This is a genomic window from Bacillus sp. FSL K6-1003 (assembly GCF_037964945.1).
GTDB lineage: Bacteria > Bacillota > Bacilli > Bacillales > Bacillaceae > Bacillus > Bacillus mojavensis.
In genome coordinates this window covers 2,124,905-2,149,351 of record NZ_CP150176.1, presented here as the reverse complement: position 1 = coordinate 2,149,351, position 24,447 = coordinate 2,124,905, and the positions used below count along the sequence as shown (strand labels likewise).

Here is a 24,447-nt window from a genome sequence, read left to right as displayed (position 1 = left end):
CTTTTTAGTTTGAATTCACTTTTTATAAAAATTATTTCGAATATTGTTGAAAAATAGTCGAAAACTATATATAGTAAGTAACAATATTAAATAGTTGGAGGGTTCACATCGACAGAAAGCTATATAAATATAAAAACATGAATCAACAACCGAGGATAGGGCGGCCTGACATCATGCAATTTAGCAAAAACAGCCCACAAATAAACTGAAAATTGTTAAAATAATATTCAATCTAACAATTGAGACTATTTAGGAGGATCACCATGGCAGAATTACGCAGTAACATGATCACACAAGGAATCGATAGAGCACCGCACCGCAGTTTGCTTCGCGCAGCAGGTGTAAAAGAAGAGGATTTTGGCAAACCGTTTATTGCGGTTTGTAACTCATATATTGATATCGTTCCCGGTCATGTTCACTTGCAGGAGTTTGGGAAAATCGTAAAAGAAGCAATCAGAGAAGCCGGAGGCGTACCGTTTGAATTTAATACAATCGGTGTAGATGACGGAATTGCGATGGGGCATATCGGAATGAGATATTCGCTCCCAAGCCGCGAGATCATCGCTGACTCAGTGGAAACTGTCGTATCAGCGCACTGGTTTGACGGAATGGTCTGTATTCCGAACTGTGATAAAATTACGCCGGGAATGCTTATGGCGGCTGTGCGCATCAACATTCCGACCATTTTTGTCAGCGGGGGACCAATGGCTGCAGGAAGAACAAGCGACGGGCGCAAAATTTCTCTATCTTCAGTATTTGAGGGAGTCGGTGCTTATCAAGCCGGAAAAATCGGGGAAAGCGAACTTCAAGAATTAGAACAGTTCGGCTGCCCGACATGTGGATCTTGCTCCGGAATGTTTACAGCAAACTCAATGAACTGTCTGTCAGAAGCACTTGGATTGGCTTTGCCTGGTAATGGAACCATTCTCGCGACATCCCCGGATCGAAAAGAGTTTGTCAGAAAATCAGCTAAGCAATTAATGGAAACCATTCGCAAAGACATCAAACCGAGAGATATCGTCACGGTAAAAGCGATTGACAATGCGTTTGCGCTTGACATGGCGCTCGGCGGTTCAACAAATACTGTACTTCATACGCTTGCCCTGGCAAATGAAGCTGGCGTTGAATACTCTTTGGAACGCATCAATGAAGTTGCGGAGCGCGTGCCGCATTTGTCCAAGCTGGCACCTGCATCTGATGTATTTATTGAAGATCTTCATGAAGCGGGCGGTGTGTCTGCAGCATTGAATGAGCTTTCCAAAAAAGAAGGAGCACTTCATTTAGACGCGCTGACAGTTACAGGTCAAACACTCGGAGAAACCGTTGCCGGTCATGAAGTGAAGGATTATAACGTCATTCATCCATTAGATCAGCCATTCACTGAAAAGGGAGGCCTTGCCGTATTATTCGGAAATCTGGCTCCGGACGGCGCTATCATCAAAACTGGCGGCGTACAGAACGGTATTACGAGACATGAAGGGCCAGCTGTCGTATTCGACTCTCAGGATGAGGCGCTAGACGGCATTATCAACCGGAAAGTAAAAGAAGGCGATGTCGTCATCATTCGTTACGAAGGGCCAAAGGGCGGGCCGGGTATGCCTGAAATGCTTGCACCTACATCACAGATTGTCGGAATGGGGCTTGGTCCGAAAGTAGCGTTGATTACAGACGGACGTTTTTCCGGGGCATCCCGAGGCCTTTCAATCGGACACGTATCACCAGAGGCAGCAGAAGGCGGACCGCTTGCCTTTGTTGAGAACGGCGATCATATCATCGTTGATATCGAAAAACGCATTCTGGACGTTCAAGTACCGGAAGAAGAATGGGAAAAACGGAAAGCGAATTGGAAAGGCTTTGAGCCAAAAGTGAAAACCGGCTATTTGGCCCGTTATTCTAAACTTGTGACAAGTGCCAATACGGGCGGTATCATGAAAATCTAGACATCGGGATCACATTCTCTTGTTTTAAGATGTGAACATTTGAAATCCGGCTCTCTCTATAGTATCCTTTACTTCAGATGAAGGATATTTAGAGGGGGCTTTTTTATGTCAATGGCTTATGAAGAATATATGCGCCAGCTTGTCGTTCCGATGCGCCGCGAGCTGACTGGGGCCGGTTTTGAAGAATTAACAACAGCAGAAGAAGTAGAAAATTTCATGGGGAAAGCAGAGGGCACAACTCTCGTAGTCGTTAACTCTGTTTGCGGCTGTGCGGCAGGTCTTGCGCGTCCTGCGGCAACGCAGGCAGTCCTGCAGAACGACAAAACACCTGACAATACGGTGACAGTATTTGCGGGCCAGGATAAAGAAGCCACTGCAAAAATGCGTGAGTATTTAACAGGCCAGGAGCCTTCTTCACCGTCAATGGCTCTTTTGAAAGGCAAAGAAGTCGTGCATTTTATTCCGCGCCATGAGATTGAAGGGCACGAAATGGAAGAAATCATGAAAAACTTGACTGATGCCTTTGATGCACACTGCTAAATGCCCGTTTACCGGGCATTTTCTTTTGGAGTATAAATCATGATTACAACAAGCTATAGACCGTCAGACCACACGATAAAGATCGCAAAAATGCTTTCGGAAGAGCTGGATATACAATATTGCAGCCGAAATAAACAAACGGTTGAAAATATGCTGAAGGCAGCTGAGCGTGATTTGCTCGTGGTTGGAAAAGAGCGGTTCGAACTTTATACAAAACAAGGCGGTAAATTCTTTTTCCATCCGAATACAGCGATGTTCAGAGCTAAACGGTTGATTCGCGGCGAGCAAGAGCCAATGCTTCGGGCAGCTGGCTTAACGGCCGGAGATTCTTTTTTGGATTGCACGCTCGGGCTGGCTTCCGACGCCATTATCGCAAGTATGGCGGTTGGCGAAACCGGTTCGGTGATCGGGCTGGAAAAAAACAAGCTTGTGTCCGTTCTGGTGAATACGGGACTCCATTCATGGGAAACCGGTATAGAACAGCTTCAAGCTGCCATGAGAAGAATACAAGTGAATCATGCGGATTGCTTTGACTATCTAAAGCAGCTGCCTGACAAATCAGTAGATGTCATTTATTTTGATCCGATGTTTCATGAGCCTGTAGAGTCATCTGATGGCATCGCGCCATTACGAGAGCTGGCTGAGGATTCTGCATTGGCGGATGGCTGCATCAAAGAAGCGGTACGGGCAGCCAGAAAAAGCGTCGTACTCAAAGACCATTGGAAAAGCCCGCGCTTTGAACAATTTGGTTTTAACGTGTTGAAAAGAAAAACAGCGCTTTTTCACTACGGTGTTATTCAAATCGCAAGCGAAACAAGCCCGTGAAGAACCTCACGGGCTTGTTTCTAATCGGTGACTTCCATGACGACAAAATATAATAATGTTAAAAGTGAAACCGTTGCAAACAAAGCGTCAATCATGTGGAAGGCCTCCTTTCACATTATATTGTAAGCGTTTTTACACACGCAGCAAAGCAACAAATCTCCTAAATTGAGCTAGAGCTTCATATAGTGCATGACTTGTATGTTCGACCTATGATAAAATAAGAGAAACATGACAATAAAAGAGAGAGGAATAAGCAGTCATGAACTTGTGGATGAGAAAGACCCTTGTGGTTTTATTTACCATCGTAACGTTTGGGCTCGTATCTCCTCCGGCTGCTCTCATGGCAGACAAGCCTTCAGGACAGCCGAGCAGTCTTGAGCAGAATGATTACACCGCTTTTTATGATGAGCATGATTTGTACGATGATTATGAATCGGAAGACAGGCGAGACCCCGAATTACTTTTTCAATCGTACAAGGAACAGCTCCTTGACAGCGCTGAAAATCAGTCTTTTTTGAAATTTGGCAGCAAAATTGCTCCGGTCATTGAAGATGACTATCGGAAAGAGATTCTGCCGAAAATCGAAAATGTCATATGTGATTTTTTAGCGACATTGCAAGATGATGAAGCGTATCAAGATGTTGTGATTTCAAGCAAGCCTTCAGCGGGGAAAACGGAGAAAATCTTTCACGTTTACAATCGGACAACCGGAGAAGACCTCCTCAGGTTCCATGTGCGCAGAGACCACCCCCCACATGACGGCTACTGGTTTAATTTTCATTATCATACAGCAGAAGATGGATTTCAATCACACCATGAGCTTGGGAGCATTTATTGGGACCGCAACACACCTCCCAACTGGATGAGTGCCTAAAGGAGATGCCATTAGATATGAAAAAGTACACAATGAATGAAATGGTCGATATAACAAAGGATATGCTGAACAAACGGGGCGTTATGATAGAAGACATTGCGCGTATCGTTCAAAAACTTCAGGAAAAATACAATCCAAATCTCCCGCTTAGTGTATGTATGGAGAATGTAGAAAAAGTACTGAACAAGCGTGAAATTATCCATGCTGTATTAACAGGGCTGGCGCTTGATCAGCTTGCAGAGCAGAAGCTTCTTCCTGAACCGCTGCAGCATCTTGTTGAAACAGATGAACCGCTCTACGGCATAGATGAAATTATCCCTCTTTCAATCGTTAATGTGTACGGCTCGATCGGCTTGACCAACTTTGGTTATTTGGATAAAGAGAAGATCGGAATTATTAAGGAGCTCGATGAAAGCCCTGACGGCATCCATACGTTTTTGGATGATATTGTCGCAGCACTTGCAGCCGCAGCAGCGAGCAGAATTGCCCACACACATCAGGATCTGCAAGATGAAGAAAAAGAACAGGACGAAAAGCCTGTTGTCAGCTAATCTATAAAAAAAATCATTTCTGGGTTCAGAAATGATTTTTTATTGTGTTACACTACTATAAGACTACTTTTAAAGGATGAATGAAATGAAACAGTATAAAGAATTATGCCGGCATGTTTTAGATCATGGTGAAAAAAAGGGAGACCGTACAGGAACCGGAACAATCAGCACCTTCGGCTATCAAATGAGATTTAATTTGCAGGAAGGCTTCCCGATGCTGACCACAAAAAAACTTCACTTTAAATCAATTGCGCATGAGCTGCTTTGGTTTTTAAAGGGGGATACAAATGTACGCTATCTGCAGGAAAACGGAGTGCGTATTTGGAATGAGTGGGCCGATGAAAACGGCGAACTCGGACCTGTATATGGTTCACAATGGCGCTCATGGCGGGGAGCTGACGGAGAAACCATTGATCAAATTTCACGTCTTGTTGAAGATATTAAAACAAATCCGAACTCCAGACGTTTAATCGTCAGTGCCTGGAATGTTGGTGAAATCGATAAAATGGCCTTGCCACCATGCCACTGCCTGTTCCAATTTTATGTGTCTGACGGCAAGCTGTCCTGCCAGCTTTATCAGCGCTCAGCCGATGTTTTCCTCGGTGTGCCGTTTAATATAGCTTCTTATGCGTTGCTTACAATGATGATCGCTCATGTAACAGGGCTTGAGCCGGGCGAGTTTATTCATACATTCGGAGATGTTCATATTTATCAAAATCACATTGAACAGGTTAACTTGCAGCTGACCAGAGATGTCCGCCCGCTGCCGAAGCTTCGTTTTGCCAGAGAGGTTGATTCAATTTTCGGCTTTACGTTTGATGACTTTATCATTGAAGATTACAATCCGCATCCGCATATTAAAGGAGCGGTCAGCGTATGATTTCATTCATCTTCGCGATGGATGCCAATCGGCTTATCGGGAAGGACAATGATTTGCCGTGGCATTTGCCGAATGACCTTGCATACTTTAAAAAAGTAACCTCAGGACATTCAATCATCATGGGGCGAAAAACATATGAATCAATTGGACGACCGCTTCCAAATCGGAAAAATATTGTTGTGACATCTGCACACGATGCAGAATTTCCAGGGTGTACCGTTGTCAGTTCAATAGAGGACGTACTTCAGATTGCTTCAGATACTGAGGAATGCTTCGTGATCGGAGGCGCACAGCTTTATACGGCACTGTTTCCTTATGCGGACAGGCTGTATATGACAAAAATTCATCACCAGTTTGATGGAGACCGCTACTTTCCTGAATTTGATGAGAGCAAATGGAAGCTTGTTTCTTCTGAGCAAGGGACGAAGGACGAAAAAAATCCGTATGACTATGAATTTTTAGTGTATGAAAAAAAGAATGCATCATCTGAAGCGGGAGGATTTTAATTGATTCGCTACAGCTGCCTAGTGATTTACATTGTGTATATGCTGTTAAAAAATATAAAACAATTGTTTAATCAAAGAATGCTGGATCCGCGTCTGTCATACAAAAAACAGATGACACTCGTTTACGAGCAGCCAAAGGCGTTTTTGGAAGGCTGTATCGGTATTTCAGGATCTGTCATCACCATCCATCAGCCAGAGCCGATACCGAGCGGTCCTGTTTTGTATGTGCATTCTCGTTTGCGATTAGCTGAACTTGCTTTAATTGCCGGGTATATTGAGAAGCCTGCCGGTTTTATCGCAAACCCCAAAGTGTTTCGCTTACCGATTATCGGACAATGGCTTGAACGGATGAATGTCATACAAGAGAGCAGTTCAGAAAAGGTATATGAAGATACTTTGACCCAATTAGAAAAAGGCCAAAGCATGATTCTTTCTTTAGATGGGTGCATCGATCCATTGGAACTTGCCGCCCGCTGCAGCCTTCCGGTTGTAATAGTGGAAACGACAGGAACAGATGAAGTGCTGAAGGGGTCGCTTTTTAAACGCTTAAAACCAGCAGATATAGAATTGTCATTTTCTAAAGCTTATATTCCGGCAAGTGAGAAGCAATTACGGGCCTAAAAAAGCGCAGTCACTGAGACTGCGCTTTTTCATTAGGATAAAAACGGCACTTTCACACAATAGAACAGCACGCAGAAAAACATCGCTGCGCTTCCGCCTAAAACAAAGCTGTGCCAAATGGCGTGATGGAAGGGAATCTTTCTCCAAATATAAAAGATCGTTCCGGCGGAATACAGCAGACCGCCAAGTAAAAGAAGGCTGAATCCAGCTCCTGTCAGTGAGGCATATAAAGGTTTAACCGCGATGATCATCAGCCATCCCATTAATAAATACATCAAGGTAGATAAAATGATAAACCGTTTTACAAAGAAAATTTTAAACACGATTCCGCAAAGGGCAAGCGACCAAACGATGATCAGCAGGGTGAAGCCGAGTGTGCCCTTTAACGGTCCAAGCAGAAAAGGGGTGTAGGTTCCGGCAATCAACACGTAAATAGCGCTATGGTCAATAATCTCCAAAATATCTTTCGTCTTTTTGTGCTGAATGCTGTGAAGCAGGGTGGAGCTCAAATAAAGCAGCAGCATGGATACACCAAATATGGTAAAGCTGACGATATCCCATGCGGATCCGTAATTAGCCGCAAATATGATCAGGAACACTAATGCTGGTATGGATAAGAACACACCGATGCCGTGGGTGATGGCGTTGGCAATCTCTTCTTTTATTGTATACACGTACATTCTCCTCGCTTTCGCTGCTACATCATTTGTTTTTGCAGCGTTTCTAAAAAATTCAGCCCTTCTAACGTAATTTTTGTGCCCGCACGTCCGCGGCTTTTTGTCACATACTCTTTTTTCTCCAAATAATCCAGACGGCTTCTGACCTGCTGCGGCGTTAGTGAGGTTTGGCTGTTTTTGCTGCGTTCAGAAATGATCCGTCTGCTTGCCGATTCGCCTTTTTCATTTAACACTTTTATGGTTTCCAAAATAAACAGAAATTCTGCTTTTTCCATTAAAGTCAGAAGCTTCGCTTTTTTCTTCGTCGTTTTTTCATTTAGTCCGTCCCGTATATAGGGCGGAACGTCATACGGATGAATGGTTCCTCCGCTGGATACTGCCGCCATATAATCTGTTGCGTTTTTTAATTCTCTTACATTCCCTTCAAATGGATGCTGTTTAAGCAGCGGAAAGACTGAAGGCTCAATTAATAAGGGCTGCCCGGATTCTGAAAGGAAATACTGGGTCAAAAGGGGGATATCGCTTTTTCGCTCGGTCAGCACCGGCAATGTGAGCGTTAAAATATTCAGCCTGTAAAATAAGTCTTGCCTGAATGTATTTTTGGCAACCTCTGTTATCGGGATGACAGAAGCACAGATGATTCTCGGTTTTTCCCCATCAGAGTCAAGTGCTTCTAAAAGCTTAGCTTGTACAGAAACCGGCATATTCCATATGTCATTAAGAAGAAGTGTGCCTCGGGCGGCTTTTTGAAACGCACCGGAGATTCCGTCAGAGCCAAAAAGCTCGTATGCAAGGCTTTCTTCTGAATGGGTGCTGCAATTGATACTGATCAATGGTTCGCCATTTCTTGAAGAGCCTTGGTGTATGGCTTGTGCAAAATGATCCTTGCCTGTTCCGACTTTTCCTGTGATCAGGACAGGAAGCTCTGATAAGGCAAACTGCATAGCGACTCGTTTTGTTTCGAGAAAGAGTTGATGCTCTCCAATTAGATTATGAAAAGTGCAAGGTTGAGGTGCGGTAATCATTTATTGGCTCCTTTTGGTTCTAATTGGTTCTATTATAACATGCCTTTCATCTAAAAACATCTTTTATCCTTTAGAACTTTGTTCTTATGCCTGCTGGATGCGGCGAACTTAGAATGCGATTGATTTTTTTATTTACTAAATAAAAATAATTGTCTTATTATTTGAATATTCGTGTTATAATGGCATATTAAATAGGGATTTAAAACAAGAAAGGAATCTGTACATGAAACCGTTGCTTAAAGAAAACTCTCTCATCCAAGTGAAAGACATTTTAAAGGCTCATCAAAACGTGAAGGACGTTGTGGCTCACACACCGCTGCAAAGGAATGACAGACTTTCTGAGAGATACGAATGCAATATTTATTTGAAGCGAGAAGACTTGCAGGTAGTCAGATCTTTTAAACTCAGAGGGGCTTATAACAAAATGAAGCAGCTCTCTGACGAGCAGACTAAAAACGGGGTCGTGTGCGCAAGTGCCGGAAACCACGCACAAGGTGTAGCGTTTTCGTGTAAACACCTAGGCATTCATGGGAAAATTTTCATGCCTTCCACAACACCAAGACAAAAAGTGTCACAAGTGGAACTGTTCGGAAAAGGATTTATCGATATTATTTTGACAGGTGATACTTTTGATGATGCGTATAAAAATGCAGTTGAATGCTGTGAGCAGGAACACCGAACCTTTATTCATCCGTTTGATGATCCGGATGTAATGGCCGGCCAGGGAACTCTGGCAGTCGAAATTTTAAATGACATTGATACAGAACCGCATTTTCTATTTGCAAGTGTCGGGGGAGGCGGGCTTCTTGCAGGGGTCGGCACGTATATGAAAAACGTGTCTCCTGAGACAAAAGTGATCGCGGTTGAACCGGCGGGCGCTGCGTCTTATTTTGAATCTAACAAAGCTGGACATGTCGTTACGTTAGATAAAATTGATAAATTTGTGGACGGAGCGGCAGTAAAAAAAATCGGCGATGAAACCTTTCAAGCGCTAGAAACCGTAGTTGATGACATCCTTCTCGTGCCTGAAGGGAAGGTATGCACAGCCATTCTTGAATTATATAATCAATGTGCGATTGTCGCTGAACCGGCGGGTGCTCTTTCTGTTGCGGCACTGGATTTATATAAGGAAGAAATTAAAGGGAAAAACGTAGTATGTGTTGTCAGCGGCGGCAATAACGATATTGGAAGAATGCAGGAAATGAAGGAGCGGTCTATGATTTTTGAAGGACTTCAGCATTATTTTATCGTCAATTTTCCGCAAAGAGCTGGTGCACTCCGTGAATTTCTTGACGAAGTTCTTGGGCCGAATGATGACATTACACGATTTGAGTATACGAAGAAAAACAATAAGAGCAACGGACCGGCTCTTGTCGGCATTGAGCTTCAAAACAAAGCTGACTATGGACCGCTGATTGAACGGATGAATAAAAAAGCGTTTCATTATTTAGAGGTAAATAAGGATCAAGATTTATTCCATCTGCTGATTTGATTTTTTCGGCACAACCGCGCAAAATGACAGACAGCCCGGCCGGCATTGTATATAATAGAAGAAAACAATCAAAAAATGAGGATTGATAGCTTGTTACTCAAAAGCCTAGAGTTCAAACGAAGCGACGGGATTCAGGTGAAAGTGACAGAAATACCTGTGTTAAAGGAAGATGAACATTATTTCTTTATGTTGAATCAGCATTTGCAGATTTACTTAAAAGAGGTGTTTTCATCAAATAGCAGGGCAAAAGTGTATTCTTTCCGACAATATATGAAGCGCCGGATGAAATGGACTGATTATCAGGCTGTTTTTCATCAAGAGGTGTTAAAACACAACGCGTGATACGCCGTTTATTCCTGTGTGTCCCCTTTGCTATGCCGCGCGCAGGCGTACGAAGGGGCATGCAGGAATTTTTTTGCGGGTATAGAATGAAACAATGATGTAGGAAGGTGAGCACGGCATTTAGTAAGCGCTTTAAGCTGGAAAGGGTGAACGGCATGAAGATGATCAAAGGGTTGGCGGCAGGACTGATTTTTTTGCTTTTGTGTGCCTGCGGAGGACATCAGATTAAGGATCCGCTTAATTACCAGGTGGAGCCTTTTACTTTTAAAAACCAAGATGGCAAAAATGTTTCTTTAGACAGTTTAAAAGGAGAGGTTTGGCTCGCAGACTTTATTTTTACCAATTGTGAGACCGTATGTCCCCCGATGACAGCTCATATGACAGATCTTCAAAAGAAATTAAAGGCTGAGGATATAAATGTGCGCATTGTATCCTTCAGTGTTGATCCAGAGAATGATAACCCGGAGCAGCTGAAAAAATTTGCGGCAAATTATCCTTTATCTTTTGATAACTGGGATTTTCTAACGGGATACAGTCAAAGTGACATCGAGACGTTTGCGTTTGAGAGCTTTAAAGCGATCGTGAAGAAACCTGAAGGCCAGGACCAGGTCATTCATCAATCTTCTTTTTATTTAGTAGGCCCTAACGGTAAAGTGCTGAAAGATTACAATGGAGTAGAAAATACACCATACGATGACATCATCGCTGATGTGAAAACAGCCAGCAAACTCAAGTAATCTCGAAGACAAGGCATTTTCAAATCTCCTAAAACATGATACACTTTCCACTAGTAGAATGGGGAGGAGCAACAAGATTGAAACTGCGCATTTTTGCACTCATGGCCAGTTTGATTTTGCTTCTTACTGCGTGTACTAGCTTACGTACAGCATCTGAGGGAAAACAAAAAGCCCATGAACTGAAAACGAAAGAGCACATTGTCATTGCCGCTGTCGGAGATTCGCTTACAGAAGGTGTCGGAGATCCCGAGGGCAAGGGATATGTTGGCAAGGTGGCGGACTCTATCCGGTCAAATGAGCAAGTCAAAAAGGTAGACGTTAAAAATTATGCCGTCAAAGGGAATCGTACGGAAGATTTGTTAGAGAAACTAAAAGATAAAAACGTTCAAAAAGGCATAAAAGATGCAGATTATGTCTTTTTAACAATTGGCGGTAATGATCTGATGAAGGTCCTTCGCCAAAACTTCCTGCAATTAACCGTCGAACCGTTCCAGGAAGAGGAAAAGCCGTACGAAAAGCGTTTTAAAAAAATCATTTCAGAGATCCGGGCGCTGAATAATCACGCAGAACTGATTTATGTCAGCATGTATAATCCGTTTACATTTACTCTATCTGAATTACAGGAAATTAACGGGGTAGTCACAGATTGGAACAACATTGCTAAAAAAGAGCTGAAAAAAGATAAACATGCAAAAATCATTAATATAGAAGACTTGTTCAATCAAAAAAGTGACAGTAAACGAATTTCTGAGGAAGATGATTTTCATCCTAATGGAACGGGTTATTCCTTAATAGCCAAACGGGTCTATCAAGCAATTGAAAAAGAAGGATTACCGAAAGAGTAGGGTGAAATCATGAATAACTGGAAACGACTGTTTTTTATATTGCTTGCAATCAATATTGTATTAGCAGTAGGGTTTGTGACGCTGCTCATGCTGCCGGGCAAGCAAGCTCAGGTAGAGGATACCTCTAAAAGCGAGTACGGATTTCAAGTGACCAGCACAAAAGAATCTTTAGCTGCTTTTGTCAACTCATATTTAAACGAGAAAGCGTCAAACAAGCTTGATTACAAAGTGGATATTGGTGACGATGTCCATGTAGCGGGGAAAATCAAAGCATTTTCCACGTCAATTGACGCGTTTATCGCATTTGAGCCGACCGTGAAAAAGAATGGCGATGTCGAGCTGAATGTAACGAAATTTTCCTTAGGGAAATTGAGTATTCCTATTAGCTTTGTGTTAAATTATATGGACAGCTTCTATGAACTTCCATCCTTTGTGCATGTTCATCCTGGCGATAAAAGCATTGAGGTCCGTCTGTCTGAAATGCCATTAACGAACGGGATGTATGTTAAAGCAAATAAAATTAATTTAGAACAAGATGAAATTGAATTTTCCTATTACCATCCTAAACAATAGAGGTGACTGAAATGAAGCGGATTTACCAGTATTTCAGTTTGTTATCATTTACGTTTTCCCTTTACTTCGGCTGGCTTGCTTATCATCATCTGGCCGCTGAAGATATGGATCAAATGTACTTGAACATTTCGTACTGCGCATTGTTTCTGAGTGTGATGGTGTTTACATTTGGCATGAAAGACCGAAAAAAAGCCGATAAATCGTGAAAAAAAGAGACATGCTACATCGTCTCTTTTTTCATGCGGCTGGACGAAAATATAAGAGAACAAGGAGAAGAAATGAAAGCATACGATTTTACGAAGGGAAACGTACTGAGGCAGCTCATCCTATTTTCGATGCCTATTATGCTGGGAAATGCTCTGCAGGTTTCTTTTCAATTCATAGACAGTTTATGGGTCGGCAATTTGCTGGGGGCAAAAGCGCTTGGCGCGGCCGCGGTATCAAGCACGATTGTATTAACCGTGCTGTCTTTTATTTTGGGACTTAATAATGCGACCTTAACCATTTTGTCTCAGCAAAAAGGAAAAGATGATGAGAAAGGAATGGCGTCGTACATCAATGCCTTTGTCGTTTTATTGACAGGCTTAAGCATCGGGTTCGGCGCAGCCGGTTTTTTCTTGTCAGAACCATTGCTGCGTCTTCTGCAAACGCCAGAATCCATGATTCCGCTTGCCGAGATCTATTTACAGATTCAATTTATCGGCATACTGTTTTTGTTTGGTTATAACTTTATCAGTACGGTTCTTCGGGCACTTGGTGACAGCAAAACACCGTTAAGGTTCATCGCTTTTGCCGTTGTGCTGAATGCTGTGCTGGCACCGCTCTTTATTTCTGTTTTCCGCATGGGGATTGCGGGAGCAGCTTATTCAACTGTTTTGTCACAGGGGATTGCGTTTCTATATGGTTTGTTTTATGTCATCAAACATCAGCTAGTTCCGTTTTCTATGCCAAGAGCTCCTAAGTGGGAAGAGACTGCATTGATTCTGAAACTCGGTATTCCCGCCGGTCTGCAGATGATGGTAATTACAGGTGGAATGATGGCGATCATGAGTGTCGTCAACTCATATGGAGAACATGTGGTCTCTGGATTTGGCGCGGTGCAGCGGCTGGACAGCATCATCACACTTCCGGCTATGGCGGCCGGTACGGCGGTCAACAGCATGGCTGGGCAGAATATCGGACTCGGAAACTATAAAAGAGTGGAATCGATTGCGAAGCTTGGGGTGATATCTGTTATTTCATTCATGCTCGTCATTGCTATTATCATTTGGATATTGGGAAAATACTTAATGAGGTTATTTATTAGTGAGCCTGACGCGGTAGCGTTTGGTGAACAATATTTGCGGTGGATTGCGTTTTTCTATCCGTTTATCGGTATTAATTTTGTGCTGAACGGAATTGTCAGAGCCGCTGGGGCCATGTTGCAGGTCTTGATTTTAAATTTAATTTCTTTCTGGGTTTTGAGATATCCTTTCACGGCCCTGTTTTCAGCTTGGCTTGGACAGAAAGGGATCGGTCTCGGAATCGGTATGAGTTTCTTATTCAGCAGCTGTGTGGCGTTTTTGTACTACAGATACGGCCGCTGGAAAACGATGAAATTGTTTACTGATAGATAAGAAAGGGCGCTTCGAAAAGCACATACCCTGATAGAGGGTATGTGCTTTTTTTTACCGTTTTTTATCAAGTTTGCTGAAAAGCTCGATTAATGTGGCAAGTTCAGTATCAGTATAACAATCAAAGCGTTTAAAGAAATATTCAGTTTTTTTCTCATTGAAATGCTGAACGATTTTTTCACCTGCTTCAGTGATGTGGATGCGGATGATCCGCCGATCTTCCTTCGATCTGATTCTCGTGATCCATTCCTTTTCTACAAGCGCGTCAGTCACTGCTGTAATGTGGCTTGCTGATACTTCCAAAATGGGCGCAAATTCAGTCACTTTTTTAGGTCCCTGTTCACTTAAAATGCGCAAAATGGTAAATTCATTCCGCGACAGCTCTTTATCTAGAATGTCATTGATTTCATTGCGTATTTGTTTAAAAACTTTACGGAGTAAAGTTTCCATATCATACATCATTTGTGTTCTTACTTTCAAATTTGTGAACCCCCATTACATAATTGCTAATACTCAAAACCTATAGAATTTTATTGAAAAGCAGAATCATTTTCATTCTATTTTTACATGCTATAATATAATAATACCACGTATTAACAAAGGAGGCACCAGTATGTCTGAAAAAAAAGAACTCGCCACATTTGCAGGCGGCTGTTTTTGGTGTATGGTCAAACCTTTTGACGAACAGCCGGGAATCGAAAAAGTGGTGTCCGGGTATACAGGCGGCCATACTGAAAACCCTACCTATGAAGAAGTATGCAGCGAAACAACAGGGCATCGTGAAGCCGTACAAATCACGTTTGAGCCTGATGTATTCCCTTATGAAAAGCTATTAGAGCTGTTCTGGCAGCAAATTGATCCGACAGATGCAGGCGGCCAGTTCGCTGATCGCGGCAGCTCTTACCGTGCAGCGATTTTTTATCATACTGAAAAACAAAAGGAGCTTGCCGAAGCATCAAAACAGCGGCTGTCGGAAAGCGGCATTTTTAAAGATCCTATCGTGACAGACATTTTAAAGGCTGAACCATTCTATGAAGCGGAAGATTACCATCAGCATTTTTATAAAAAGAATCCAGGGCATTATCAGCGTTACCGGACAGGCTCCGGAAGAGCTGGATTTATCAGTGAGCATTGGGGGGCGAAATAAATGACGCTAAATAAAGAAGAAAGAATAAAATCATTAAACCGTATGCAATACGAGGTCACACAAAATAACGGAACGGAGCCGCCGTTTCAAAATGAGTATTGGGATCATAAGGAAGAAGGGCTTTATGTTGACATAGTGTCAGGAAAACCTTTGTTTACTTCCAAGGATAAATTTGATTCCCATTGCGGCTGGCCAAGCTTTACTAAGCCGATTGAGGAAGAAGAAGTGGAAGAAAAACAGGATACGAGCCACGGAATGATTCGAACAGAAGTCAGAAGCCGAACAGCCGATTCCCATCTGGGACATGTATTTAATGACGGACCTGGGCCAAGCGGACTTCGTTACTGCATCAATTCTGCGGCGCTGCGGTTTATTCCTAAGGATAAGCTCAAAGAAGAGGGATATGAAAACTATCAGCACCTATTTGACAAATAAAATGCAAGCAAAAACAAGCCTGTCTAATCGATAGACAGGCTTGTTTTATGCCTTTTTTCTATATGCAGATCTTTAATAATTTGGGCAGCTCTGTCTTTTGTAATAACATCTCCCAGTACAATTGAAAGCCGCCGATCCTCCGCATACTTTTGGCTCCTTACCATACTGTTTACAGTCGTCTTTGCTGAATACAAGGTATAAGCAGCAAAAGATGTTTGACAATTTGACTTCCGATTGATCCCGCTCCGCCAGTGGCTAAAACTTCTGGTTTATATTCTTATCTCTACCATTCATCATAGGTTCAACTTTTTAATCGAGTTAATGAAAGCATCCAATAAGACAAAATGCAGGGAATTTTTAAGAAAAATGAAGAGATGGGCTTAATCTAAACTAAATAAACAGTGTACTAAATATTCTTATTCTCTATTTTCGCGCCTTATAAGCAGGTCCCATTTCATCTTCTCACGCCGATATAAAAAAGCGTTCTTTTGAGTCAGAAACATTACGTAAAAAAGGTTCAATTGTCTCACTATTCACCAACTTCGTATATTTTACAATAAGAAAGAAGGTTTAAATAAGGGGGCTGAAAAATGAAGTGTCCAAAAACCATTCTGTTTAGTGCTGCTACATGTTTATTGCTTAGCCTATCTGCAAATTCGGTATCGGCTCATCATGCTGGTGAAGTGAATCATTTCAAAGTGACGGCAAAGGGAGAGACTGAGCCGGTTGCTTCCGGAGATGACGCTGCAGATGATCCGTCCATTTGGGTTGATGCAAAGCATCCGGAAAAAAGCAAATTGATAACGACAAACAAGAAGTCCGGGTTAGTCGTGTATGATTTGGATGGCAAACAGATCAATTCTTACGAGTTTGGCAAGCTGAATAATGTCGATCTGCGCTATGATTTTCCCCTCAACGGCAAACAGATTGACATTGTCGCTGCTTCAAACCGGACAGAAGGAAAAAATTCGATTGAAGTTTACGCCATTGATGGGGAAAAAGGTGAATTGAAAAGCATCACAGATCCGAAACATCCCATTTCCACTGATATGTCTGAGGTTTACGGTTTCAGCCTGTATCACAGCCAAAAAACAGGGGCATTTTATGCGTTGGTGTCGGGAAAACAAGGAGAGTTCGAGCAATATGAAATGGCCGACAATGGAAAGGGATATGTAACAGGGAAAAAAGTGCGGCAATTCAAATTAAATTCTCAAACTGAAGGTCTCGTCGCAGATGATGAGTACGGAAATCTCTATATAGCGGAGGAAGACACAGCAATTTGGAAATTTAATGCTGAACCATCTGGAGGATCGCAGGGCAAAGTCATTGATCGTGCTGATGGAAAGCATTTGACAGCTGATATTGAGGGACTGGCCATCTATTATGCGCCGGACGGAAAAGGTTATCTCATCGCCTCAAGTCAAGGCAATAACAGCTATGCGATGTATGAAAGGCAGGGAGGCAATCGGTATATTGCCAATTTTGAAATTAAGGATGGCGAGAAAATAGACGGGACGAGTGATACTGACGGTATTGATGTTCTTGGTTTCGGGCTGGGGCCAAAATATCCGTATGGCATTTTTGTAGCGCAGGACGGAGAAAATATAGAAAATGGACAAGCTGTCAATCAAAATTTCAAAATTGTATCATGGGAACAGATTTCTCAGCATCTTGGCGGAAAACCTGACCTGAATAAACAGGTGAATCCAAGACAGCTGAAGGACAGATCTGATGATTAAAGAAGCAGCCTATTTTCGGCTGCTTTTTTATGTTCACGAAAAAATCGTTCATATGAAATGAACGATTTTTCAAGAAAGCGCCAGATGAATGGCTTTCAGTTTTTCGGGAAGCTCATCAAATGTATGAGCAGGAACCGTCTCTTTATAATTTAACGCCGCAGCTTTGTCTCGTTCCTCAGGATGATTGATATAGAAAACGGCTTTTTCCTTAAAGTCGTCGATGCTGTGATAAGAAATAAAGGATGAAAAAGGATGTGCCGCGGGGAGATCCACTAGTTGAAATGCTTCGCATGCAGCGATATCAAAGGTGCGGTTATTAAAGCTTGCATTTTTAATGCGGCTTTTATTTTTGTTGAACGTAAAATGATACGGCCGATGTGGATTGATCACGATGTCTGCCCCGTTATAATAATGAACCGCCTGTTCAGGCGGAACCCATGTGCTGACTACATCTATATGCGGCTGTTTGAGTACTTTTTTAGGCAGGTATTTTCTCCATTCCTTTCCGATGACCCGAACGGTGTACGGGAGATTTGCCGCTTCTTTCACAAGCTGAACCCGATTAGGGTAAGGATAGCCGATGATAAGCAATTGTGAATGAAAGGAATGTTCGGTGTCCATTTTTTTAAACAGCCGATGATTAACAGGAATCGGAACATAGTAGATATGCTGATAACCAAGCTCCTGATAACAGAGAGCAGCATTTTGATCAATTGTTAAAACCGCGTCAGCGTATTTTATCACCTGAAGACTGATATCAATATAAAATGGGTCTTCTGTCAGCCAAACATATACGGGGATACCCTTACCCTTTAACCAGGTCAGCCAGTCGTGAGGAACGTGATCTCCAACCATCATGAGTGCGAAGTCCGGCTGAAACGTTTCAATGCTTGACAGCGCTTCTGTGTCTGGTGTATCTGCAGACATGAATTCTGTCTGAGCGCGCTGAAAGCAATCTTCAGCCCAGCAGTCAAAATAACTGTATATTCCTCCATATCCCGACTGGATATATAAAACTTTCATCAGAGGTTATGAGAAGAATGTAACGCTTTCTACTTTATCTACATCAATCAATGTTGTCGCTTGACCTGGCGGAGTTACAGAGCTTTCCTGTGTGACAAATACGATGCCGTGAACTTGATCAAAAGCAACAAAGACAACCGGACCGATCATGTCACCGGAATCTGTCACAATGCTGATGGTAGTGCCAGGTGTAATTCTGGCAAAAATCCATCTTGCAGGCAGGGAAGGATCTAAAACAGATTCGGCAGTAACCGTTTCGCTTTCGTCCACTTTATTATCAATAGCGGCTTCAAGTAATTCTTTAAGGTTATTATTCACGTTTTCTCCTCCTTCTGTTGCATTTGTAAATAAAGGGCTTAAAAGGCTTTTAATAATATCCTTTTTTAACTGCGCATTTTCACTGCTCAACACACACACCTCCTATAAATTATTGAACTCACGTTTAATCATATTCTTTTGATTGGCAATTGGTATGAGTCGAATGCCGTAGCTGAGCTATTTTTCATATATTTAAGGAAAATGCTGATTTTTATCTATGGATGGACAATGCCTATACCGCAATTGACAGCATGTTCATATTGTGAAACAGAGCATAAGGATAAATGAGAGGGATTGTTTGGAGTTAGAAAACAAAGCGAACCGAGAAGAAAATGACGACGAATGGCATTTGATTCTGCTTATACGTCAAACAGCTTCAGACGGAAATCCATCTGATCTCAGACGCCAGCTCGTATTTGCTAAAGAGCTTGGTGTGCCGGTTTCAAGAGTTAATCTGATCAATGGAGATACGCTTCAAAATGTTATCGTTAAAGAAGTTAAGGGTGATTTGGTGATTTTTCAGAACCATCAAACGAGATCAAATGTTGCCCTCTCAAGTATTGTAAGCTGGGGTTCTTTTTAAATGATGACAGAGGCTCTGCTTGCTGCGGAGCCGTTTTCATGTGTGACAATAGGAGGCTTGGAGAGATGGGGGACAAAGTTTCCATTATTTTAACGAGTTATAACAAACCTGATTATCTGCAAAAGGCGATTGAAAGTGTCATCAATCAAACTCATAGCAATTGGGAGCTTTTTGTCATGGATGACCATTCAAATGAGGAAACGACTGCGGTGATTCACAAGTACCTTCATGACCACCGCATTCACTATAAAAACAGCTTCGTCCATCCTCAACATCGATTAAAAACAACCCGTTATGCCACACTAATTAATGACGCACTACCGTATGCAACCGGCGACTATATTTCTTATCTCACCGATGATACCGTTTATCATCCAAATCGGCTGAGCCGTATGGTGCAGACATTTTTGTGTCATCCTGAAGCACAGGCAGTCTATTCCAAACAAAAAGTTGTTCATGTAAACGAAAGAGGAGAGGAAATGTCCCATTTTTACAGAAATGCCAATACGGTGCTTGATCAGGCCGCTTTTCAAGTCGACCATTGCTCTGTTATGCATCGCCGATTGCTGCTTGATCGAATCAAAGATAAATATGGCAGCTATTGGGACGATGATATGAAGCATTGGAATCACGGCGACTCAATTTTTTGGCTAAGAGTAAACACATTTGCCCCGTTCCTGCCGATAAATGAAGTATTAGATACAACGTATAAGACCCCGAATTCCTTTCAAAACGCTTATCAGTTTCTGCCCGCCGATTTGATTGACGGCACGTTTGTAAAAGGATCTGATCAACATGTGTATTTTCTTGATCAAGGTGTACGGCATCCTGTGGGAGAGAGATGGCGTTCAGTGTATCTAGATCGGACTGTTATTATCCCAGATCCGTATTTATTTCAATATCATATGGGAAAATGTTTAAACATTCCGAATTATGTTTTGGTAAAAGAAGCTGACCGGCCTGCAGTATTTTACATTGACGCCGGAAAAAAAAGACGGATAGAAAGTCAGCATGCTTTTCAATTTTATCAATTTAAAAGAAAAGATATTTTGACGATTGAAAAAGAAGTGCTCGAGAGTCTGCCGGAAGGGCCGCCTATCACGCGGGAGAGATCTGGGGTGATCGCCAATCCGCCTGGACGAAGGCTGTTTTTTATAGAACGAGAGCGGTTTCTATTTCTACATGGTGTTTTTCATCCAATCAGCGAGCAAGTGGTGAGGAAATTCTTTTTACGGCAGAAACCAATACCCGCTTCTTTCCGGAATATTCAACAATTTCCAATTGGAAAGCCGTTTTATCCGGTGTACGATGAGATTATAAAGAATTTAAATATTGCAATCGAGTAAATGTATAGGTCATAAAAAGGAGATATTCATGACAGGATATTTTTCAAAAACGGAGCATCAATATCTATCGTTAACGTCTGAATCGAAGTTGTTTGATCATTACAGTGTATATAAAGATCCCAATCTGCCGCAAATTTTTTCTCATAATTTTGTACAGCTTCATGATACGTTTCCATTGGAGCGTATACCGGACTTTTTGCCGTTCATACCGAAGCTGCTTGATGCGAATTATATCCATTTAAAAGCGTCTCCTCAGCATGTTTTTCCGCTCGTTTTGAAGCAGTCGCTTGTGAAAAGCGGTTTTGTGGTTGAAGATGAGCTGTTATACAGTATGAAGCTTGGAGACTGGAAGGGACAGACGGGACATCCTTTCACGGCATGGGGGACGGCAAAGAGTCTTAGTGACGGTTCTTCTATCATGAAAATTTATGACTCGCTTTATATAGGAGAGGCAATTGCAGAACAAAAATTAGTAAGAAAATATCCTTTTTACAAAGCGGGTACGATTTTGCTTGTCGTTTGTTACAGCGATTCATCACAGAACATTCCGATTGGCTGCGGGGAACTTTTTATTGATTCGCAAGAGAAAACGGCTAAAATTGAAGAGGTGGCGATTTTGGATCAGTTTCAAAGAAGGGGCTACGGCAGTATTCTTGTGGGTGAGATGCTGTCCATTGCCAAATCTTTAGGAATGGACGAGGCTTATTTAGTGGCCTCAAATTCTGACGGCGTCACTCATTTTTATGAAAAGCTCAAGTTTCAAAAATATGAGCGGGTGCACACTGTTTTTCATTATTTCCTTACATAGATGGGCATTTGCACAGTCCGTTTGGGACTTGGCCCGCATACAATGCCGTATATCGTGATAAGAAAGGATGAAAAACAATATGCATGGATATCAGGGGTACGGTTACGGAGGATTTGGCTGCGGGACAAATACATTTGTATTGATTGTTGTCTTGTTCATTTTATTAATTATTGTCGGAGCCGCTTTTATTTGCTAGAAGATGACATATCATAAGGGCCTTTCGGAATTCGGAAGGGCTCTTTTTTTTGTGCGAAAAAGTTTTATAGGGAACGTCATGCCGCTATTTAAACACTCATACAATATAGAAAAGGTGTTTTTGAGGTGGAAGCATGAGCAGTTATTTAATTAAGCCAGAGCTTAGTGCGGAATATCCGGTTGTCAGTCATGCAAAGGGCACATATGTGTATGATCAGAACGGAAAAAAATATCTTGACGGCTCATCTGGTGCGGTGACATGCAATATCGGCCACGGGATAGATGAAGTAACTGAGCAGCTGAAAGAACAGCTTGATAAGGTATCTTTTGCTTATCGCTCGCAGTTTACGAGTGAGCCGGCCGAGCAATTAGCTGCTTTACTGTCCGAGCAGCTGCCGGGAGAATTGAATTGGTCTTTTTTTGTCAATAGCGGATCAGAAGCCATAGAAACGGCAATGAAAATCGCCATTCAATATTGGCAGGAAAAAAAGCAGACACAGAAATCCATCTTTCTCTCAAGATGGAGCAGTTACCACGGAATAACTTTGGGAGCGCTTTCATTATCGGGATTTTATGAACGAAGGTACCGGTTCACACATTTGCTTGAGCGTTATCCCGCTCTCTCAGCCCCGAATATATATCGGCTGAATCAAGAGGCAAAAAAAGATTTTGTTCAAACGGCCGCGGAGGAGCTGGAAACCGCTATAAAAAGAATCGGAAGTCAGTTTATTGCGGGCTTTGTGGCAGAACCTATTATTGGAGCCGCGGGAGCAGCGATTACTCCTCCTTCTGGATATTATGAGAGATTGAAAGAGGTGTGCCGCTCACACGGTGTGCTGTTTATTGCGGATGAAGTGATGACAGGACTCGGGAGAACTGGAAGGATGCTTGCGACAGAACATTGGCATACCGTTCCTGATATCGCTGTGCTTGGAAAGGGACTCGGTGCCGGGTATGCGCCTATTGCAGCTGCAGTTGTGTCTGATACGATCCTCCGAACGATAAAACAAGGATCGGGTGTTATTATGAGCGGTCACACCTACAGTGCTCATCCCTATTCAGCCAAAGCCGCTCTTGAGGTTTTGCGTTATGTTATCAGACACGGCTTGATCAAACAGTCTGAAGAAAAGGGATTCAAGCTGAAAAAGAAACTTGAAGCGATGATGCATCGGAGCGGCATCATTGGGGATGTCCGCGGCAAAGGACTGCTTTTAGGCGTTGAATTTGTGGCTGATAAAAAGACAAAGCGAGTGTTTCCGCAAGAACGGTCGATGACCCAGCGTATCATCAGCGAAGCAAAAAAACGCGGGCTCATTATCTATCCTGCCAAGGCTGGAATCGACAGCGGGGAAGGAGATGCCGTAATCATCGCTCCTCCATTCACAATATCAGACGAAGAGATGGAAGAGCTTATATCAACTTTTTCGGAAACAGTTGCAGAAGTTGAAAAAAACTGAAAAGGGATTGAAATCAATATGTCACCATTTCAAAAAACAATCAGCATTGAATCGGCAATTGCAGATGTGTGTGATGGGTCGGTCCTTATGTTTGGCGGCTTCGGTGGAGTCGGCTCTCCGCCTTCTTTGATTGAAGCGATATTGGACAGCGGTGTAAAAGAATTAACTGTCATTTGCAATGATGCCGGATTCCCGGGAATTGGGATTGGACCGCTTATTGTCAATAAGAGAGTCAAGACGCTGATTGCATCGCATATCGGTTCAAATCCTGTAGCCGGAAAACAGATGACAGACGGCACATTAGAGGTTCGATTTTCGCCTCAGGGCACGCTCGCAGAACGGATTCGCGCCGGTGGATCTGGTCTTGGCGGCATTTTGACCGATATCGGCATTGATAATCAAATGGTTTGTGAGAAAAAAGAGATTGTGTCTGTAGCGGGGAAGCAATACTTGGTTGAAGAAGCGCTGACGGCTGATTTTGCCTTCATCAATGCCTGCATTGCAGATGAATTCGGCAACTTAACGTATGACAAAACAGCGCGCAACATGAATCCGCTTATGGCAATGGCCGCCAAAAGAACCTTTGCCGAGGCTGAGACGATTGTGCCGATGGGAAATATGGCAGAAGAAATGATTGTAACGCCCGGGGTTTTTGTTGAGGGGGTTGTGAGAAGTGAAGGGGTGAGGTGGAAATGGGCTTGGGAGTAACAGAAAGAGAGCAGATCGCCAGACGGGCTGCTTCTGAAATCAAGCCAGGCATGATCGTGAATCTTGGTATCGGCATCCCTTCCTTGGTGCCGAACTTTTTGCCGACTGATATGCAGGTTATGCTGCAGGCGGAAAACGGTGTACTCGGAATTGGCGAAAGTCCCGAAAAAGGGAATGAGGATGAAAATTTATGCAACGCCGCGGGATTCCCTGTCCGTGCTGTAAAGGGAGCATCTTACTTTGATACAACAATGTCCTTTGCCATGATCAGAAGAGGCATGATTGACATTACGATTTTAGGCGCCCTGCAGGTAAGCCAGTCGGGAGACCTTGCGAATTGGCTTGTACCCGGAAAAAAGGTGCCGGGCATGGGCGGGGCGATGGAGCTCGCCCAGAAAGCGAAAAAAGTGGTTGTCGTCATGAGCCATACTGACCAAAAAGGGAGGCCCAAATTAACAGAAGCCTGCACCCTTCCGTTAACAGCAGCAGGCTGTGTAGATATGATCATTACTGAAAAAGCAGTTCTTACAGTTGGCCGGGATCATTTTGTTTTAAAAGAACTGATGAATGGCTCAACAATTGACGAGGTGATCGGGTTGACCGACGCTGAAATAATAGTGGATATGCCTTTTTCTTAATAAGGGGGA

At 42.8% G+C, this 24,447-nt stretch carries 30 protein-coding genes; 25 read left to right on the top strand and 5 right to left on the bottom strand.

Translation table 11 applies throughout. From position 1 onward, the window contains the following. Window positions 1–263: 263 nt before the first annotated feature. The 8 genes from ilvD to NSU16_RS10715 all read left to right on the top strand — a co-directional run bounded on the left by ilvD (window position 264) and on the right by NSU16_RS10715 (window position 6,737). Window positions 264–1,940 carry a dihydroxy-acid dehydratase gene (ilvD, locus tag NSU16_RS10750; protein WP_168748090.1) on the top strand — a complete coding sequence of 559 codons (1,677 nt, stop codon included), beginning with the start codon at window positions 264–266 and terminating at the stop codon, window positions 1,938–1,940. A 105-nt stretch (window positions 1,941–2,045) separates the two neighbouring features. Continuing rightward, window positions 2,046–2,480: a bacilliredoxin BrxA gene (gene brxA / locus NSU16_RS10745; protein WP_268446019.1), complete on the top strand. Its 435-nt coding sequence runs from the start codon at window positions 2,046–2,048 to the stop codon at window positions 2,478–2,480. Between the two features lie 39 nt (window positions 2,481–2,519). Beyond that, window positions 2,520–3,305, top strand: a complete 786-nt coding sequence (locus tag NSU16_RS10740; protein ID WP_286058403.1) for a class I SAM-dependent methyltransferase — start codon at window positions 2,520–2,522, stop codon at window positions 3,303–3,305. A gap of 259 nt (window positions 3,306–3,564) precedes the next feature. Further along, window positions 3,565–4,179 carry a YpjP family protein gene (locus tag NSU16_RS10735; RefSeq protein ID WP_101864405.1) on the top strand — a complete coding sequence of 205 codons (615 nt, stop codon included), beginning with the start codon at window positions 3,565–3,567 and terminating at the stop codon, window positions 4,177–4,179. 17 nt (window positions 4,180–4,196) lie between these two features. Continuing rightward, window positions 4,197–4,730, top strand: a complete 534-nt coding sequence (locus NSU16_RS10730; protein ID WP_003230797.1) for a phosphatidylglycerophosphatase A — start codon at window positions 4,197–4,199, stop codon at window positions 4,728–4,730. Window positions 4,731–4,815: 85 nt separating this feature from the next. Then, window positions 4,816–5,610 (top strand): thymidylate synthase, encoded by a 795-nt coding sequence (locus NSU16_RS10725; protein ID WP_010334650.1) that lies wholly within the window; start codon window positions 4,816–4,818, stop codon window positions 5,608–5,610. Then, window positions 5,607–6,116 (top strand): dihydrofolate reductase DfrA, encoded by a 510-nt coding sequence (gene dfrA / locus NSU16_RS10720; RefSeq protein WP_010334649.1) that lies wholly within the window; start codon window positions 5,607–5,609, stop codon window positions 6,114–6,116. The genes NSU16_RS10725 and dfrA overlap by 4 nt, the downstream gene beginning before the upstream one ends. Continuing rightward, window positions 6,117–6,737, top strand: coding sequence for a 1-acyl-sn-glycerol-3-phosphate acyltransferase (locus NSU16_RS10715; RefSeq protein WP_229147162.1), 621 nt, complete (start codon window positions 6,117–6,119; stop codon window positions 6,735–6,737). It begins immediately after the preceding gene. 32 nt (window positions 6,738–6,769) lie between these two features. Here NSU16_RS10715 and NSU16_RS10710 read toward each other — a convergent pair whose 3' ends face one another. Together NSU16_RS10710 and NSU16_RS10705 are read right to left on the bottom strand one after the other, a co-directional pair. Next, complete coding sequence (locus NSU16_RS10710) at window positions 6,770–7,411, bottom strand: hemolysin III family protein (RefSeq protein ID WP_010334646.1); 642 nt, start codon at window positions 7,409–7,411, stop codon at window positions 6,770–6,772. Between the two features lie 23 nt (window positions 7,412–7,434). Next, on the bottom strand, window positions 7,435–8,439 hold the full coding sequence (locus tag NSU16_RS10705; protein WP_268446021.1) for a sigma 54-interacting transcriptional regulator: 1,005 nt from the start codon (window positions 8,437–8,439) through the stop codon (window positions 7,435–7,437). 223 nt (window positions 8,440–8,662) lie between these two features. Between NSU16_RS10705 and ilvA the strand changes: the two genes are divergently transcribed. The 7 genes from ilvA to NSU16_RS10670 all read left to right on the top strand — a co-directional run bounded on the left by ilvA (window position 8,663) and on the right by NSU16_RS10670 (window position 14,044). After that, window positions 8,663–9,931: a threonine ammonia-lyase IlvA gene (gene ilvA / locus NSU16_RS10700; protein WP_168748084.1), complete on the top strand. Its 1,269-nt coding sequence runs from the start codon at window positions 8,663–8,665 to the stop codon at window positions 9,929–9,931. Window positions 9,932–10,021: 90 nt separating this feature from the next. Continuing rightward, window positions 10,022–10,273: a DUF2535 family protein gene (locus NSU16_RS10695; RefSeq protein ID WP_010334643.1), complete on the top strand. Its 252-nt coding sequence runs from the start codon at window positions 10,022–10,024 to the stop codon at window positions 10,271–10,273. Between the two features lie 155 nt (window positions 10,274–10,428). Further along, complete coding sequence (locus NSU16_RS10690; protein WP_268446092.1) at window positions 10,429–11,010, top strand: SCO family protein; 582 nt, start codon at window positions 10,429–10,431, stop codon at window positions 11,008–11,010. Between the two features lie 77 nt (window positions 11,011–11,087). Further along, window positions 11,088–11,855: an SGNH/GDSL hydrolase family protein gene (locus NSU16_RS10685; protein ID WP_010334641.1), complete on the top strand. Its 768-nt coding sequence runs from the start codon at window positions 11,088–11,090 to the stop codon at window positions 11,853–11,855. A 9-nt stretch (window positions 11,856–11,864) separates the two neighbouring features. After that, window positions 11,865–12,428, top strand: a complete 564-nt coding sequence (locus NSU16_RS10680) for a YpmS family protein (RefSeq protein ID WP_010334640.1) — start codon at window positions 11,865–11,867, stop codon at window positions 12,426–12,428. An 11-nt stretch (window positions 12,429–12,439) separates the two neighbouring features. Beyond that, window positions 12,440–12,634, top strand: coding sequence for a protein YpmT (gene ypmT, locus NSU16_RS10675; RefSeq protein WP_010334639.1), 195 nt, complete (start codon window positions 12,440–12,442; stop codon window positions 12,632–12,634). 72 nt (window positions 12,635–12,706) lie between these two features. Next, on the top strand, window positions 12,707–14,044 hold the full coding sequence (locus NSU16_RS10670) for an MATE family efflux transporter (RefSeq protein WP_268446022.1): 1,338 nt from the start codon (window positions 12,707–12,709) through the stop codon (window positions 14,042–14,044). Between the two features lie 51 nt (window positions 14,045–14,095). On the opposite strand, the gene NSU16_RS10665 is transcribed toward NSU16_RS10670, so the two are convergent. After that, entirely contained in the window at window positions 14,096–14,521 is a 426-nt protein-coding gene (locus NSU16_RS10665; RefSeq protein ID WP_024121778.1) for a MarR family transcriptional regulator, read from the bottom strand. A 133-nt stretch (window positions 14,522–14,654) separates the two neighbouring features. Here NSU16_RS10665 and msrA point away from each other — a divergent pair, with 133 nt between their 5' ends. From msrA to NSU16_RS10650, 3 genes are all read left to right on the top strand, one after another. Next, window positions 14,655–15,188: a peptide-methionine (S)-S-oxide reductase MsrA gene (gene msrA / locus NSU16_RS10660; protein WP_010334636.1), complete on the top strand. Its 534-nt coding sequence runs from the start codon at window positions 14,655–14,657 to the stop codon at window positions 15,186–15,188. Further along, a complete protein-coding gene (msrB, locus tag NSU16_RS10655) occupies window positions 15,189–15,623 on the top strand; it encodes a peptide-methionine (R)-S-oxide reductase MsrB (RefSeq protein ID WP_029441326.1) in 435 nt (144 codons plus the stop codon). 590 nt (window positions 15,624–16,213) lie between these two features. Further along, the gene (locus tag NSU16_RS10650) at window positions 16,214–17,362 is read left to right on the top strand and encodes a phytase (protein WP_326192626.1); all 1,149 of its coding nucleotides are present in this window, start codon (window positions 16,214–16,216) and stop codon (window positions 17,360–17,362) included. 69 nt (window positions 17,363–17,431) lie between these two features. On the opposite strand, the gene NSU16_RS10645 is transcribed toward NSU16_RS10650, so the two are convergent. Then, entirely contained in the window at window positions 17,432–18,385 is a 954-nt protein-coding gene (locus tag NSU16_RS10645) for a DUF3880 domain-containing protein (RefSeq protein ID WP_339190793.1), read from the bottom strand. A gap of 6 nt (window positions 18,386–18,391) precedes the next feature. Then, window positions 18,392–18,793: a spore crust protein CgeA gene (gene cgeA / locus NSU16_RS10640; RefSeq protein ID WP_268450826.1), complete on the bottom strand. Its 402-nt coding sequence runs from the start codon at window positions 18,791–18,793 to the stop codon at window positions 18,392–18,394. 208 nt (window positions 18,794–19,001) lie between these two features. On the opposite strand from cgeA, the gene cgeC reads away from it, so the two are divergent. From cgeC to NSU16_RS10605, 7 genes are all read left to right on the top strand, one after another. Beyond that, window positions 19,002–19,286, top strand: a complete 285-nt coding sequence (gene cgeC / locus NSU16_RS10635) for a spore maturation protein CgeC (RefSeq protein ID WP_326227183.1) — start codon at window positions 19,002–19,004, stop codon at window positions 19,284–19,286. A gap of 65 nt (window positions 19,287–19,351) precedes the next feature. Further along, window positions 19,352–20,632 carry a glycosyltransferase family 2 protein gene (locus NSU16_RS10630; protein WP_339190788.1) on the top strand — a complete coding sequence of 427 codons (1,281 nt, stop codon included), beginning with the start codon at window positions 19,352–19,354 and terminating at the stop codon, window positions 20,630–20,632. A gap of 28 nt (window positions 20,633–20,660) precedes the next feature. Next, on the top strand, window positions 20,661–21,440 hold the full coding sequence (locus NSU16_RS10625) for a GNAT family N-acetyltransferase (protein ID WP_339190785.1): 780 nt from the start codon (window positions 20,661–20,663) through the stop codon (window positions 21,438–21,440). A gap of 79 nt (window positions 21,441–21,519) precedes the next feature. Beyond that, on the top strand, window positions 21,520–21,636 hold the full coding sequence (locus NSU16_RS10620) for a YjcZ family sporulation protein (RefSeq protein WP_010334627.1): 117 nt from the start codon (window positions 21,520–21,522) through the stop codon (window positions 21,634–21,636). A 133-nt stretch (window positions 21,637–21,769) separates the two neighbouring features. Then, on the top strand, window positions 21,770–23,092 hold the full coding sequence (locus tag NSU16_RS10615) for an aspartate aminotransferase family protein (protein ID WP_339190783.1): 1,323 nt from the start codon (window positions 21,770–21,772) through the stop codon (window positions 23,090–23,092). An 18-nt stretch (window positions 23,093–23,110) separates the two neighbouring features. Next, the gene (locus tag NSU16_RS10610; protein WP_168748075.1) at window positions 23,111–23,800 is read left to right on the top strand and encodes a CoA transferase subunit A; all 690 of its coding nucleotides are present in this window, start codon (window positions 23,111–23,113) and stop codon (window positions 23,798–23,800) included. Beyond that, window positions 23,785–24,438 carry a 3-oxoacid CoA-transferase subunit B gene (locus NSU16_RS10605; RefSeq protein ID WP_168748074.1) on the top strand — a complete coding sequence of 218 codons (654 nt, stop codon included), beginning with the start codon at window positions 23,785–23,787 and terminating at the stop codon, window positions 24,436–24,438. Before NSU16_RS10610 ends, NSU16_RS10605 begins: the two co-directional genes overlap by 16 nt. Window positions 24,439–24,447 lie beyond the last annotated feature (9 nt).